Below are 14,038 nucleotides of genomic sequence, written 5' to 3'. Positions count from 1 at the left end.
AACGTAGGGTGCTGCGGTGCGTTCGCTGCTCGTCGACCTGACCCCTGTGCGCGTCAGCCCGGCCTTCCGGGGGCTGTGGCTGGGCCTGTCGGTCGCGAACCTCGGCTCGCAGCTCACGGTCGTCGCGGTCGGCCTGCAGGTGTACGCGCTGACGGCGTCGACGCTGGCCGTCGGCGTGCTGGGGATGTGCGCGCTCGTGCCGCTGGTGGTGTTCGGGCTGTACGGCGGTGCGCTCGTCGACCACTACGACCGCCGCACGGTCGCCGTCGTCGCGTCCGTCGTGTCGTGGGTCGCCGTCCTCGCGCTGGTCGGGCAGGCCGCGGTCGGCAACGAGCACGTCGGTGTCCTGTACGCGCTGGTGGCGGTGCAGTCGGCTGCCGGTGCGGTGAACTCGCCCGCCCGCTCGGCGATCATCCCGCGCCTGCTCGAGCCGCGGCTGATGCCCGCGGCCAACGCGCTGCAGACCATGGGCTGGAACGTCGCGCTGACGCTCGGCCCGCTCGCGGGTGCGGCGCTGGTCGCCGGCATCGGCTACGTGTGGGCGTACGCGGTGGACGCGGTGCTGTTCACGTTCGCGCTCACGGCCCTGCTGCGCCTGCCGCCCGTGCCGCCCGAGCCGTCCGACGACCGCCGGCAGCGCCTGGGCCTGGGCTCGGTGGTCGACGGCCTGCGCTACCTCGGCACGCAGCCCAACGTGCGGATGACGTTCCTCGTCGACATCGTCGCGATGGTGACCGCGATGCCGCGCGTGCTGTTCCCGGCCGTGGGGGTCCTCTACCTCGGCGGCGGCGAGACGACGACGGGCGTGCTGACCGCGGCGATCGCCGCCGGTGGCATCCTCGCCGGCCTGTTCTCCGGCGGCCTGGCGCGCGTGCGCTGGCAGGGCCGCGTCATCGCGGGTGCGATCACGGCGTGGGGGCTCTCGATCGTCGCGTTCGGCCTCGTCCTGGTCACCGCCGGCCGCACGACGCCGGACGGCGTGCTGCCCCTCGCGCTGGCCCTCGCGGTCGTGACGCTCGCGCTCGCGGGCGCGTCGGACGCGGTGTCGTCGGTGTTCCGCCAGACCATCCTGCAGACCGCGACCCCGGACCACATGCGCGGCCGCCTGCAGGGCGTGTTCGTCGTCGTCGTGGCAGGCGGCCCGCGCCTGGGTGAGCTGGTGCTCGGTGCGCTGTCCACGCGCGTGGGTGAGGCCGGGGCGGCGGTGATCGGCGGGGTCGCGTGCGTCGTGCTGCTGTGGGTGCTCGTCCGCGCGCAGCGCACGTTCTGGCACTACGACGCGCGGCACCCGACGCCCTGAGAGGCCCGCCGGCGCAGCGGGTCGCCGCCGGTGCGTCTGGCCACGGTGACCTCCGGTGAGAGGTGGGGTTCACCTCAGCGTGGGCGGCGTGCGACGGGGTCGCACCCCGCAGGGTCAGTGGTCGTGCTCGTCGCGGTGCTCGGCCGTGCGGTCGCGCGCGAGCTCGCACGCCGCGACCGTCGCCCCCGCCGTCGCGCTGGGCGGCTCGTCCTCGCTCGCGCGGGCGTCGCGGTCCGCGGCCTGCGCGGCGTCCGCGAGCGCGGCCGCCCGGTCGGCGCGTCGCGCGGTGTGGCGGCGCAGCGAGGGCAGGGCAGCGAGCGTCGCGACGAGCGCGGCCGCGCCGGACACGACGACGACGAGGAAACCCGCGTGCGACCCGGCCGCGTCGATGCGGCTGCCCGCCACCGACGCCCCGACGGACACCCCGATGCTCAGGCCGGTGCCCACCCACGTCAGGCCCTCGGTGAGCCGGCCCGGGGGGACGAGCTCGGCGACGAGCGCGTTGCCGTTGATGATCGACGGCGCGATCGAGAACCCGACCACGAACATCGCGGCAGCGAGCACCCAGAGGGTCTGCGCCAGGAAGAAGACGCAGACGCCGATCGCGAGGGCCACCACGCCGATCGCGAACCGGCGGTGCAGCGGCGAGACCCAGTGCCGGGCGCCGTAGAGCAGACCCGAGATCAGGGAGCCGAGCGCGAAGACCGCCAGGATGACGCCCGCGAGCTCCTTGCGGCCGGACTCGTCGGCGAAGGCGACGGTCGCGACGTCGGTCGCGCCGAAGATCGAGCCGATGGCGACGAAGACCAGGACGATGACGACCATCCCGGGGCGGCGCAGCACGCTGCCGCGCGGCCGCGGCTCGTGCGCGGGCGCGACGGGCGGCTCGGTGTCGCGCAGGCTCAGGAACGCCAGGCCGCCGACCACCATGGCGACGACCGGGACGATGAGGGCGGCGGTCGGGGACACGCTCGTGGCCAGGACGGTCGCCGCGACGGGTCCGATGACGAACACCAGCTCGTCGAGCACCGACTCCAGCGAGTACGCGGTGTGGACGCGGCGCGGGTCGTCGCCCAGGGAGTGGTTCCACCGCGCGCGCACGAGGGACCCGAACGAGCCGATGGTCGCGCCGACGAGCAGCGCGGTGACGTAGAGCCAGACGGTGGGGGCGCGCAGCGAGGCGGCGACGACGAGCGCGACCAGGCTCGTGGCGGACACGATGATCGCGGGCCGCATGACGCGGGCCTGGCCGTGCCGGTCGACGAGCCGGGCGAGCAGCGGTGCGCCGCCGGCCTGGGCGATCACGACGGCCGCGGACACGCGTCCCGCGAGCCCGTAGGAGCCGTACAGGGCCGAGACCATGAGGACGATCCCGATGCCGACCATCGACATGGGGAGCCGGGCGACGACGGCGGTGCCGGAGAACGCGAGTGCGCCAGGGCGTGCCAGGACGTCCCGGTAGGGCTGGAGCATGCCTCCACTGTCGCATCCGGCGCCCACGACGGGCGCCGGGGGTGCGTGCGCTGCGGCGGTGGCCGCGGTGCCGGGTGGGTCCGGGCGGCCGACGGGGCCACCCGGTGCGCGATCGGGGCACCGTGGTGTGAATCGGTTCACTCAGGACGTCCGGGCGTTGTCGGGACGAGGTGCCGGAGACGCGACAAAATGCCGACAGGAGGGGTGCGTCGAGCGGGATCGCGCCGGTGTGACGTGCCTCACATCGCGCGCTGACCTGCGAACTTACCGGCGCCAGCCGATCTCGCACGTGACCTGGGAGTTCGCTGAGCGGGCCCGTCGGACCTGGACAATTGTCCGATGAGTCGTTTCAATCCTGAACATCCGTCTTACTTCTCTTTCGCCCTGGTGGGCCCCAGAGTGGAACCACCGACGACGCGCCGCACGCCAGTGGCGCTCAGCACCGGCGCACGACGGACGACGGGTCGCACCCGCCCCGGCGCCACCGCTCCCCTCGGACACACCAGCCCTCGGGCTGCTCCCGGGCCTGCCCGGTCCCTCCCTGCTGCATCGCCGACGACGTCGGGCAGCCCGTCCCACGTCAGGTCTGCACAGGAGACCCATGTTCATCTTCATCCTGCAGCTGCGGCACATGTTCGAGGGCCAGAACGAGATCTATCTCTTCGCCGTCTTCTCGACCATCGTCTGGGCTCTCTGGATCCTCAAGGTCGTGCTCTCGCGGCGCTACCGTCCCGTCACCGCCCCGTACGCGATCAGCACGAGCGTCGTCGTCCCCGTCGTCGACGAGCCGCTCGACCTCTTCCGCGACGTCCTGCGGCGCATCGTCGAGCAGCAGCCCGACGAGGTCATCGTCGTCATCAACGGCGCACCCAACCCCGGGCTCGAGGGCGTGTGCGACGAGTTCGCACCCGTCGTCCAGCGCGTGCACACGCCGATCCCCGGCAAGCGCAACGCCGTGAAGATCGGCACCGTGATGTCGCACGGCGACATCACCGTGCTCGTCGACTCCGACACCGTGTGGACCGACGGCGCGCTCGACGAGCTCGTCAAGCCGTTCGCGGACCCGTCGGTCGGCGGCGTCACGACGCGCCAGCGCATCCTCGAGCCGAATCGCTCCTGGATCACCCGCTGGGCCGACTGGCTCGAGAACACGCGTGCGCTGTACTCGATGCCCGCGCAGTCCGTGCTGGGTCAGGTCGGCTGCCTGCCGGGACGCACCATCGCGTTCCGCCGGCACATCCTCATGTCGGTCATGGACAAGTTCATGACCGAGAAGTTCCTCGGCGTCTTCCTCGAGGTCTCCGACGACCGCACCCTGACGAACCTCACGCTCAAGGCCGGCTACCGCACGGTCTACCAGCACACGAGCCTCGTCTACACGGACGCCCCGCTCGAGATCAAGAAGCTCTACAAGCAGCAGCTGCGCTGGTCGCGGGGCAGCCAGTACAACACCCTGCGCATGCTGCCCTGGATGCTCGGCCACGCGCCCGTCCTGTCGATCTTCTTCCTCGTCGACATCATCCTGCCGTTCCTGCTCTTCGGGACCGTCGCCGGCTGGGTCTACCGCGCGGTCTCGGGCACGGGCATCAACCTGTACCAGGCGATCCTCGAGACGACGACCGGCGTGCAGGGCCTGGCCTGGGTCGTCAGCCTGATGATCGTCTCGTCGGTGCTGTCCATGGCGATCCGCCAGATCCGCCACCTGCAGGAGAAGCCCTCGGACTTCCTGCGGCTGCCCGTCTTCATCATCACCTCGACGCTCTTCCTCATGCCGATCCGGATCATCGGGTTCTTCCGCATGGCGCACGTCGCCGGCTGGGGCACCCGTGCCGGGGCCTACGTCGCGGGCCAGCAGGACGCGTCCGACGGCGACCTCATGGCACAGCTCGAGGACACGACGCCGCACACCGCTCCCGTCGACGTCGTCGACCGGCCGACCGTGCCCACGCAGGCCGGGCACGCCGTCCCGCGCGTGTCGGTCCTGCGCCCCGACGCCCAGGCCGCGGCCGGCGGCCGTGTCGCGCTGCGCGCCGAGACCCGCCTCCGCGCCCAGGCGCAGGCCGCACCCGCCGCCCGGCGCCGTGGCAACCCCCTCGCACTCGTCCCCTACCTGATCGGGATCCTCATGTTCGCCCTCATGGCGGTGGCCTATGTCTGAGCGCACCGGAAAGCACTGGTGGACGCTCGACGGCCACCTCGGACTCGTCGGCAAGCTCTCGGCCGTCGTGCTCGCCGTCACGCTCGGTGCCGTCACCGGCGTCGTCTGGCTCTCGCCCTCGGGCGCCATGCCGGGCCCCCTCATGACGGAGGCCGAGAGGCAGCTCACGCAGGAGAACGCCGATCTCGCGGCGGTCCTCGCCGACCGCGACGACGAGATCGCCGACCTGCTGGCCTCGCAGGACAAGGCGGCCGCCGAGCGCGCCGCCGGTGCGGAGTCCGGCCGGGCCAAGTCCGCCGCCGAGAAGGCCGCGGCGCAGGAGAAGGCCGCCGCCGACAAGGCCGCGGCGCAGGACGGGGGCAAGGCCAAGGCCGCCGCCGAGAAGGCCGCTGCTGCCGCGAACGGCAAGGCCAAGGCTGCGGCCGAGAAGGCCGCGGCCCACGCCCGCTCGCAGCAGAAGGCCGTGCTCGAGCGTCAGCTCGCCGCGGCGCGCGGTGACGCGCAGGGTGCCGCCATCCGCGCGGCGGTCGCGCAGTCGCAGGTCGACTTCGCCCGGCAGGCCGCCGCCGCCCGTGCGGAGGCCGCCAAGCCGGTCAGGCCGAGCACGCCCACCCGGGACGCGATCGTGCACCCGACGGACCGGTACTTCGGTCTGTACACGGCGCAGTCCCCGTTCTCCTGGTCGGAGCACGACCAGGTCGCGTCGACGGTCGGCGTGCAGCCGGACCTCGCTGGGTACTTCCAGGGCTGGGACACGCCGTTCCGGGCCGACGCGGTCACGCGCTCGTGGACCAAGGGCGCGCTGCCCATGGTGACGTGGGAGTCGCGGCCCATGGAGGCGAGCAACGGCGAGTCCGAGGCACCGGAGTACTCGCTGCCCCGCATCCTCGACGGCGCGTTCGACGACTACCTGCGTCAGTACGCACGGGACGTCACGGCCCTGGGCCTGCCCGTCGCGATCCGGCTGAACCACGAGATGAACGGGTCCTGGTACCCGTGGTCCGAGCTGGGCGTCAACGGCGCGCAGGTCAACGGCAACAACCGGGGCGACTTCGTCAAGGTGTGGCGGCACGTCCACGACATCTTCGAGGCCGAGGGCGCCAACGAGTACGCGATCTGGGTGTGGTCGCCCAACATCGTCAACCGCCTGCCCAAGCTCAACCAGCCGCTCGAGTACACGCGGAGCCTGTACCCCGGCAACGAGTACGTGGACTGGGTCGGCCTGTCCGGCTACTACCGCCCGCCGTACGACGCGGACCAGACGCCCACGTTCTCGTGGACGTTCGACCGCTCGCTCGACCAGCTGCGGGCCATCACCGACAAGCCGGTCCTCCTGACGGAGATCGGGGCGTCGGAGTCCGGTGGCAACAAGGCCGCCTGGGTGACCGACCTGTTCGACGCCCTCGCGCAGCCGCGCAACGCCGACGTCATCGGGTTCGCCTGGTTCCACCACACCGTCACGACGGTCAGCGAGGGCCAGCTGGTCACCAACGACTGGCGCATCACCTCGCGCGAGGACTCCCAGCAGGCGTTCCTCGACGGCATCCGCGACCCCTCCGCCGGCTTCCTCCCCGGCTCCTGACACCTCCGACGTGAAGAAGAAGGACCCATGAGCACCCAGCGCAGCACCACCCCCCGTCCGGCCGGGGCGGCCACGACCGCCCCGGCGAACCTCAGGATCACGGTCTTCGGCACCGGCTACCTCGGCGCGACGCACGCCGTCGCGATGGCCGAGCTCGGCTTCGACGTGGTCGGCGTGGACGTCGACCAGGCGAAGGTCGACGCCCTCGCCGCCGGCAAGGTCCCGTTCTTCGAGCCCGGGCTGCCCGAGCTGCTGGAGAAGACCCTGGCCACCGGCCGCCTGCGGTTCACGACCGACGCCGCGTCCGCGGTCGCCGGCGCCGACGTGCACTTCGTGTGCGTCGGCACCCCGCAGCAGCGCACGTCGCACGCCGCGAACCTCGCGTACGTCGAGGACGCGACGCGCGTCATCGCGCAGCACCTCACCAAGGACGCCGTCATCGTCGGCAAGTCGACCGTCCCCGTCGGCACGGCCGCGCGGCTGCGTGAGCTGGTCGCCGCGTCGGTCCCGGCCGGGATCGACGCCGAGCTGCTGTGGAACCCCGAGTTCCTGCGCGAGGGCAAGGCCGTCGGCGACACCCTCCACCCCGACCGCATCGTGCTCGGCGGCGTCTCGGAGCGGTCCGAGGCGATCATGCGTGCCGTCTACGCCGCGCCGATCGCCGAGGGCTCACCCGTCGTCGTGACGGACCTGCCGACCGCCGAGCTCGTCAAGGTCAGCGCCAACGCGTTCCTCGCCACCAAGATCTCGTTCATCAACGCGATCGCGGGTGTCTGCGAGGCCGCCGGCGCCGACGTCACGGTCCTGGCCGACGCGCTGGGCCACGACGTGCGCATCGGCCGCCAGTTCCTCGACGCCGGCCTCGGCTTCGGCGGCGGCTGCCTGCCCAAGGACATCCGTGCACTCATGCACCGGTCCAAGGAGCTCGGCGCCAACCGCGCGGCCGCGCTGCTGCAGCAGGTCGACGAGATCAACATGGGCCAGCGCGAGCGCGTCATCGACATGGCACTCGAGGCCTGCGGCGGGTCGGTGCTCAACAAGCGCATCGGCGTCCTGGGGGCGGCGTTCAAGCCGCTGACGGACGACGTGCGCGACTCGCCGGCGCTCAACGTGGCGGCGGCCCTGCACCTGCGCGGTGCGCAGGTCACGGTCTACGACCCCGAGGCGGGCGACACCGCGCGCCGCGCCTTCCCGACGCTGGGCTACGGCACGAGCGTCGACGAGGCCGTGGAGGGGTCCGACGTGCTGCTCGTGCTCACCGAGTGGAAGCAGTTCGTCGACGTCGACCCGCAGCGCCTCGCAGGCCTGACCAGCACCCCGCGGGTCATCGACGCGCGCGGCAAGCTCTCGGCCGACCAGTGGCGTGCGGCCGGCTGGGAGTTCACGGGACTGGGCCGCCTGACGGCCTGACCCGGCCCGACCGAGCCGGGCCGGTCCCTCACCCCCGTGAGGAGGCCGGTCCGGCTCCGCCGTCCCCCGGGGTCGTGAGAGTGCGATCCAGCCCGAGACACAGACCGGATGGCGCTCTCACGGCCACCAGGGGACCACCAGGGGTCAGGCCTGCAGGGCCTGGGCGACGACCTCCTTGGCCGCCTCCTGCACCTGCGTGAGGTGCTCGGGGGAGACGAACGACTCGGCGTAGATCTTGTAGACGTCCTCGGTGCCGGACGGACGCGCCGCAAACCACGCGTTCTCGGTGGTGACCTTCAGCCCGCCGATCGACGCGTCGTTGCCGGGCGCCTTCGTGAGCCTGGCCGTGATCGGCTCACCGGCCAGCTCGGTCGCGGTGACCTGCTCGGGGGACAGGGCCGCGAGCGTCGCCTTCTGCTCGCGCGTGGCCGCGGCGTCGACGCGCGCGTAGAAGGACTCGCCGAACCGGTCGACGAGCTCGGCGTGGTGCTGCGACGGCGACTTCCCCGTGGTGGCCAGGATCTCCGAGGCGAGCAGCGCCGGCAGCAGGCCGTCCTTGTCGGTCGTCCACACCGTGCCGTCGGTGCGCAGGAAGGACGCCCCGGCGGACTCCTCGCCGCCGAACCCGACCGAGCCGTCGATGAGCCCGGGCACGAACCACTTGAAGCCCACGGGCACCTCGAGCAGACGGCGGTCCAGCGACGCGGCGACCCGGTCGATGAGCGACGACGACACCAGGGTCTTGCCGATCGCGGTCCCCGCGGGCCAGCCCGGGCGCGCACCGCCGTACAGGTAGGCGATCGCGACCGCGAGGTAGTGGTTGGGGTTCATGAGGCCCGCGTCGGGCGTGACGATGCCGTGGCGGTCCGCGTCGGCGTCGTTGCCCGTCGCGATGTCGAACGGTGCGCGACCGTCGGCGCCGGGCTGCATCCGCTCCAGCAGCGACGCCATCGCGTAGGGCGACGAGCAGTCCATGCGGATCTTGCCGTCCCAGTCGAGCGTCATGAACGCCCACCGCGGGTCGACGTGCGGGTTCACGACCGTCAGGTCGAGCCCGTAGCGCTCGCCGATCGCGCCCCAGTACTCGACCGACGCGCCGCCCAGCGGGTCGGCGCCGATGCGCACGCCCGCGGCGCGGATCGCGTCGAGGTCCACGACGTTCGCGAGGTCGTCGACGTACGACGTCAGGTAGTCGTGCTTGCGGGTGGTGTCCGCCGCGAGCGCCTGCTGGATGCCGACGCGCTGCACGTCGCGCCAGCCGGTCCGGAGGATCTCGTTGGCGCGGTCCGCGATCCAGCCCGTCGCCTCCGACCCGGCGGGGCCGCCGTGCGGCGGGTTGTACTTGAAGCCGCCGTCGCGCGGCGGGTTGTGCGACGGGGTCACGACGATGCCGTCGGCCAGGCCCGGGCCCTGCGTCCGCACGCCCGCGCCCGTCGCCGCACCGTTGTGCGTGAGGATCGCGAGCGACACCGCCGGCGTCGGGGTCCACGAGTCGCGCGCGTCGACGTGCACCTCGACACCCGCGGCGGCCAGCACCTCGAGGGCCGTCGTGAACGCCGGCTCGGACAGCGCGTGCGTGTCGCGGCCGATGAACAGGGGGCCGTCGGTGCCCTGCGAGCGGCGGTACTCGACGATGGCCGCGGTGATCGCCACGATGTGCGCCTCGTTGAACGCGCCGTCGAGCGAGGAGCCGCGGTGGCCGGACGTGCCGAACACGACCCGCTGCGCCGGGTCGTCGAGGTCGGGCTGACGGTCGTGGTAGGCGGAGAGCAGGGCATCGAGGTCGACGAGGTCGGAAGGCTGGGCGGGGGTGCCGGCGCGCGGATCCATACGGGTGATCCTCCCGCAGTCGACCCCCGCGGCGCACGTGCTCGGCCGGACGTCTCGCGGGTCGGTAAGGTGCACGCATGGCCAAGAACACGCCCGACTTCGTGCTGCGCCCGTTCGAGGGGCTCCCCGGTGAGCCCGACTGGGTCGCGCTGCGCGAGCTCGTGCCCGCGGCGACCGCGACCGCCCGCACCACCGCCGAGCACGGTGCACGTGACGTCGTCGTCACCACCGTGCTGCCGAACAGCTGGGCGGCCCTGCACCGCACGGACGGCGTCGTGCTCGTCGCGCTGCAGACCGGCACCAGCTCGGGTGACGCGAGCCGCGACGTCGCGACCGCGCTGCTGCTGGCGCTGGACGCCGAGCCCGGCACCGCGATCGAGACCATCGGCCTGCCCACGCCGGGCCCCCGGCTGCAGGACGTCCTGGACCTGTCGGTGCCGTTCGAGGTGACGGTGCAGGAGAGCTTCGCCTACTGGCTCGACCCGAGCACCGACGTCACCCCCGACCTGCAGGCCGCGCTCGAGGAGGCCGACGCCGGCATCATCGACACGCGCCGCCTGGCCGCCGCCGAGTCCGCGTACTGGTGCCGCATGGGCGCCCGCGAGTACCTGCGCTGGGCCCAGCCCGCGGACGAGCAGGTCGTCCTCGACGGCCTGTCGCGGCTGCACGCGCGCCGGGAGTCCGGCTTCGACGACGCCAAGTTCATCGGCTACTTCCGTGCCGCCGGCATCGTCGTGCCCGTGTGGGAGCTGGCGCGCGGCTCGGAGGCCGACGACGTCGAGAAGCCCCTGGCCGCCTTCGTGCCGCGCCTCGAGGCTGCGATGGCCGACGACACGCCGCTCGACGCGAACGCCCGCCGGGCCCGCGCCGGCCTCGTGGCGCGGCAGGTCACGCTGCGCTGACGGGGCGGCCTGCGCGCCGTCCGGCGCTCGTGAGGCGACGTGTCACCTGCGGTCGATAAGGTGGGCCCCGTGACACGCACGGGAAGCGAGGCCGTCCGACCGATGGCCGACGTGACCGCTGACCCGGCCCCCGGCACGGCCTCCGACGCGACCGCCGAGCGCGCGGCCCGCGCCGCGCGCGGGCACAAGCAGCGCCAGCGCGTGGCGGTGATCATCCCGGCCAAGGACGAGTCGCGCCGGATCGCCGCGACCGTGCGCTCGGCGCGCGCCATCCCGCACGTCGACCTCGTGCTCGTGGTCGACGACGGGTCCGAGGACAACACGCAGCACGTCGCCCGCGAGGCCGGCGCGGTCGTGGTGCGGCACTCGCACAACCGCGGCAAGGCCGCGGCGATGGAGACGGGTGCCGCGGTCGTCGCGATGCGCGACGCCCCCGACCGGCCGCCGCGCCACCTGCTGTTCGTCGACGGCGACCTGGCCGACACGGCCGTCAACACCGCGCCGCTCGTGCCGCCGGTGATGGACGGCATCGCGGACCTCACGATCGCCCTGCTGCCGCCGCAGCCCGGCGCGGGTGGTCGCGGGCTCGTGGTCGGCGCCGCGCGGCGTGCCATCGCGTCGATGACGGGGTGGACGCCCACGCAGCCGCTGTCCGGCATGCGCTGCCTGACCCGCGAGGCGTTCGAGGCCGCGACGCCGCTCGCGCGGGGCTGGGGCGTCGAGGCGGGCATGACGATCGACCTGCTGCGCCTGGGCTTCCGCGTCCTGGAGGTGCCGTGCGAGCTGCGGCACCGGCCCTCGGGCACGGACCTCAAGGGTCAGCTGCACCGCGCCGCGCAGTACCGCGACGTGCAGCTCGCCGTGAACGCGCGCCGGGCGCGCGCCGCCGCGTCGAGCGTCAGGCGGACGATGTCGCCGGACCCGCAGCGTCCGGGTCGCTGACGGCGGTCTCCCCGACGGTCCGACGGGCTCCCGTCGCGTCCGTCGAGGTCGGCGCGGCACCGCCCGCGTCCTCGACGTGCCGTGCGCCCAGCCGCCACTGCGCCGACGCCGCGACCAGGCACGGCACCGCGAGCGCGATCCCCGTGGCCGGCACGACGATGCCCGAGTCGTTCATGAGGAAGCCGACCGTGAGCGCCGCACCCGTGGCGGCGACCGCCGGACGCAGCAGCGGGACCTCGCGCTGCAGGTCCGCGAGCGGCGACCCCGCGCCGAGCAGCCCGCCGCGGTGCGCGCGCGGGCCCGCGAGCACGAGCCACGTCAGCGCGACGCCGCCGATGGCCAGGACGAGGTAGCGCCAGGACGTCAGGACCCGCAGGTTCACCGAGAGCTTGCGCCACACGACGTCCCACAGCCCGCCCTCGAGCACGGTGTCGAGGAACCTGCCCAGGTGCGTGCGGTCCGCGGCGGGCCGCATCCAGTCGAGCACGGCGAACCCGAGCACGACGGCCACCCCGACGGCGCCCACGAGCAGCACGAGCCGCCACGACACGCGCCGCCCGCTGACCGCGACCGCGAGCATCGCGAAGGCCAGGATGATCGCGGGCGGGCCGCCGAAGTCCGCGCCCCACTGCGGCGCACCGTCGACGACGACGAGCAGCGCGCCGATCGCCACGACCGACGCGACCGCCAGGCGCCGCCTGCCGATGCGCAGCAGGTGGTCCGCCACCACCACCGCGAGCAGCACGCCCCCGGCGGTGATGAGGGCGAACGCCTGGTTGCTCATGCCGTAGAACCGCGCGGCGACGATCCGGTGCGCCCCCATGGGCCCGTCGATGACCAGGTTCGACCCGGTCACGGCGTCGAGCACGAGGGTGACGACGGTGACGCCGGCGACGACGCCCGCGGGGCCGAGGACGTGGCGGCGCCACGGGCCCGCGAGCGCGGCGGCCGTGATGACGACGATCCAGGCGAGGAGCGTGAGCCAGAAGGCGGTGACGGGACGGTCCGCACGCCACCACGGCACGAGCCCGGCGAGGAACGACGCGACCGGGGCGGACCCCAGGACGAGCGCCCCGACCTGCAGGACCCGCAGCGCGGGGCGCAGGGGCGGGTGGTCGGCGCGGCCGCGCGCGACCAGGATGATCGCCGCGGCGACGAAGAGTGCGGCCTGCGCGAGCACGAGACGTGCCGAGAACGACCCGAACACCAGGGAGATCGCGCCGGCCTCCCGCTGCACGTCGAGCAGCCGGGCCACGCGCTCGCCGCCGGTCGCGGCGCCCGGCGTGGGCACGATCTGCGCGCCGGGCAGCGCGGGGGCGTCGTCGCCGAGCAGGAGCAGCGCGAGCAGCGTCGGGGTGACGTCGGTGACCTGGACGACGCCGGGCTGCCGCGTGGACCCCGACGTGAGCTGGCTCTCGGCGAACGGGGGTGGCACCTCGCGCGGGCCGAGGCCGATCGCGAGCTGCAGGCCCGAGCGCCCCGAGTCGGCCAGGGAGACCACGAGGACGGTGGCGTCGTGCCCCGACAGGCCGTCGAGCACCGCGCCGATGCGGGCGTCGAGCCGGACCGCCTGCTGCGCGCGCGTCGGCTCGACGATGGACTCGGACCCCGGCAGGTCGTCGTCGGCGCTGCCCATGCCGGGCAGCTCGTCGTCGGGGACGGCGCTGGGTGTCGCGGAGGGCAGGCGCGCCACGGTCGCGTACCCGGGGTCGCGGATCGTGCCGGCGTCGACGACGAGCAGCTCGGAGGCCGCGGCGGCGTCCCGGACGACCTGTGCGAGGCCGCGCTGCTCGGCGGGGAGGCGCACGTGCTCGCCGACCGGCCGGCCCGCGGAGTCCGCGAGCGCGACGGCGGCACCCGGCCCGACGCCGGTGACGGTGGTGCCGGTGCGCGCGAGCAGGTCGCCGAGCATGCCGGGCCGTGCGCCGTACGACTCGGCGCCCGCGCTCGCGAGGTAGTCCTCCCAGCCGGGCACCTCGCCGGACTCGCCGGGGTCGCGCAGCGAGCGGCACGTCTTGTCGTCCGCGACGAGGTCGGCCGCGCGGTTGCCGGCGGAGACCGCGAGCCACCCGTCGGCGGGGCACCCGCGCGCGCGCACCGAGCGGGTCGCGACCGTGCCGACGGAGCCCTCGCGCGACAGCGTCCACAGCGCCGGCGTCGTCAGGGCACCGACGTCGTCCCAGCGCAGACCCGTGACGCCCACCAGCACCACCGGCCCGGGGACGGGCTCGGGCACCGCACGCTCGGCCGCCTGCGCGGGTGCACCCAGCAGCACCGCGAGCGCGGCGAGCAGGGCAGCGGCGAGCGCGCGCAGGGACCGGGGCACCACCCCAGCCTACGGGCGCCCAGTAGGCTCGGCGGGGCCGCGCGCGCGGTCGCGCCGCGTCCGCGCACCTGTCCGGTGCCGTGCGCGACGGAGACGACGGGCCCTGGCGCCCGCG

At 74.0% G+C, this 14,038-nt stretch carries 9 protein-coding genes; 6 read left to right on the top strand and 3 right to left on the bottom strand.

The window, feature by feature from the left end:
* Positions 1-16 precede the first annotated feature (16 nt).
* The gene (locus tag KKR89_RS16075; protein ID WP_208196325.1) at positions 17-1,300 is read left to right on the top strand and encodes an MFS transporter; all 1,284 of its coding nucleotides are present in this window, start codon (positions 17-19) and stop codon (positions 1,298-1,300) included.
* Positions 1,301-1,414: 114 nt separating this feature from the next.
* Here KKR89_RS16075 and KKR89_RS16070 read toward each other — a convergent pair whose 3' ends face one another.
* Positions 1,415-2,773, bottom strand: coding sequence for an MFS transporter (locus KKR89_RS16070; protein ID WP_208196324.1), 1,359 nt, complete (start codon positions 2,771-2,773; stop codon positions 1,415-1,417).
* A 601-nt stretch (positions 2,774-3,374) separates the two neighbouring features.
* Here KKR89_RS16070 and KKR89_RS16065 point away from each other — a divergent pair.
* Genes KKR89_RS16065 through KKR89_RS16055 form a run of 3 tightly spaced genes read left to right on the top strand, consistent with a single transcriptional unit; the run spans position 3,375 to position 7,923 of the window.
* Positions 3,375-4,931, top strand: coding sequence for a glycosyltransferase family 2 protein (locus KKR89_RS16065; protein WP_208196323.1), 1,557 nt, complete (start codon positions 3,375-3,377; stop codon positions 4,929-4,931).
* Positions 4,924-6,513 (top strand): glycoside hydrolase family 26 protein, encoded by a 1,590-nt coding sequence (locus KKR89_RS16060; RefSeq protein ID WP_208196322.1) that lies wholly within the window; start codon positions 4,924-4,926, stop codon positions 6,511-6,513. The genes KKR89_RS16065 and KKR89_RS16060 overlap by 8 nt, the downstream gene beginning before the upstream one ends.
* Before the next feature lie 27 nt (positions 6,514-6,540).
* Positions 6,541-7,923: a UDP-glucose dehydrogenase family protein gene (locus KKR89_RS16055; protein ID WP_243882650.1), complete on the top strand. Its 1,383-nt coding sequence runs from the start codon at positions 6,541-6,543 to the stop codon at positions 7,921-7,923.
* 144 nt (positions 7,924-8,067) lie between these two features.
* On the opposite strand, the gene pgm is transcribed toward KKR89_RS16055, so the two are convergent.
* Positions 8,068-9,753 carry a phosphoglucomutase (alpha-D-glucose-1,6-bisphosphate-dependent) gene (gene pgm / locus KKR89_RS16050; protein ID WP_208196321.1) on the bottom strand — a complete coding sequence of 562 codons (1,686 nt, stop codon included), beginning with the start codon at positions 9,751-9,753 and terminating at the stop codon, positions 8,068-8,070.
* 77 nt (positions 9,754-9,830) lie between these two features.
* Between pgm and KKR89_RS16045 the strand changes: the two genes are divergently transcribed.
* Both KKR89_RS16045 and KKR89_RS16040 read left to right on the top strand, forming a co-directional pair.
* Positions 9,831-10,655 (top strand): DUF5926 family protein, encoded by an 825-nt coding sequence (locus KKR89_RS16045; protein WP_208196320.1) that lies wholly within the window; start codon positions 9,831-9,833, stop codon positions 10,653-10,655.
* A 69-nt stretch (positions 10,656-10,724) separates the two neighbouring features.
* Positions 10,725-11,597 (top strand): glycosyltransferase family 2 protein, encoded by an 873-nt coding sequence (locus KKR89_RS16040; protein ID WP_251140926.1) that lies wholly within the window; start codon positions 10,725-10,727, stop codon positions 11,595-11,597.
* On the opposite strand, the gene KKR89_RS16035 is transcribed toward KKR89_RS16040, so the two are convergent.
* A complete protein-coding gene (locus tag KKR89_RS16035) occupies positions 11,554-13,923 on the bottom strand; it encodes a hypothetical protein (RefSeq protein ID WP_208196319.1) in 2,370 nt (789 codons plus the stop codon). The genes KKR89_RS16040 and KKR89_RS16035 overlap by 44 nt on opposite strands.
* Positions 13,924-14,038: the final 115 nt, after the last annotated feature.

The organism is Cellulomonas dongxiuzhuiae (assembly GCF_018623035.1).
GTDB lineage: Bacteria > Actinomycetota > Actinomycetes > Actinomycetales > Cellulomonadaceae > Cellulomonas > Cellulomonas dongxiuzhuiae.
Note: the sequence above shows the minus strand (reverse complement) of the source record. Positions and strands in the feature narration are given on the sequence as shown.

Coding starts and splice junctions, on each gene's coding strand:
- KKR89_RS16070 (WP_208196324.1), bottom strand. CDS start 2,773: ATGCTCCAGCCCTACCGGGACGTCCTGGCACGCCCTGGCGCACTCGCG.
- KKR89_RS16065 (WP_208196323.1), top strand. CDS start 3,375: ATGTTCATCTTCATCCTGCAGCTGCGGCACATGTTCGAGGGCCAGAAC.
- KKR89_RS16060 (WP_208196322.1), top strand. CDS start 4,924: ATGTCTGAGCGCACCGGAAAGCACTGGTGGACGCTCGACGGCCACCTC.
- KKR89_RS16055 (WP_243882650.1), top strand. CDS start 6,541: ATGAGCACCCAGCGCAGCACCACCCCCCGTCCGGCCGGGGCGGCCACG.
- pgm (WP_208196321.1), bottom strand. CDS start 9,753: ATGGATCCGCGCGCCGGCACCCCCGCCCAGCCTTCCGACCTCGTCGAC.
- KKR89_RS16045 (WP_208196320.1), top strand. CDS start 9,831: ATGGCCAAGAACACGCCCGACTTCGTGCTGCGCCCGTTCGAGGGGCTC.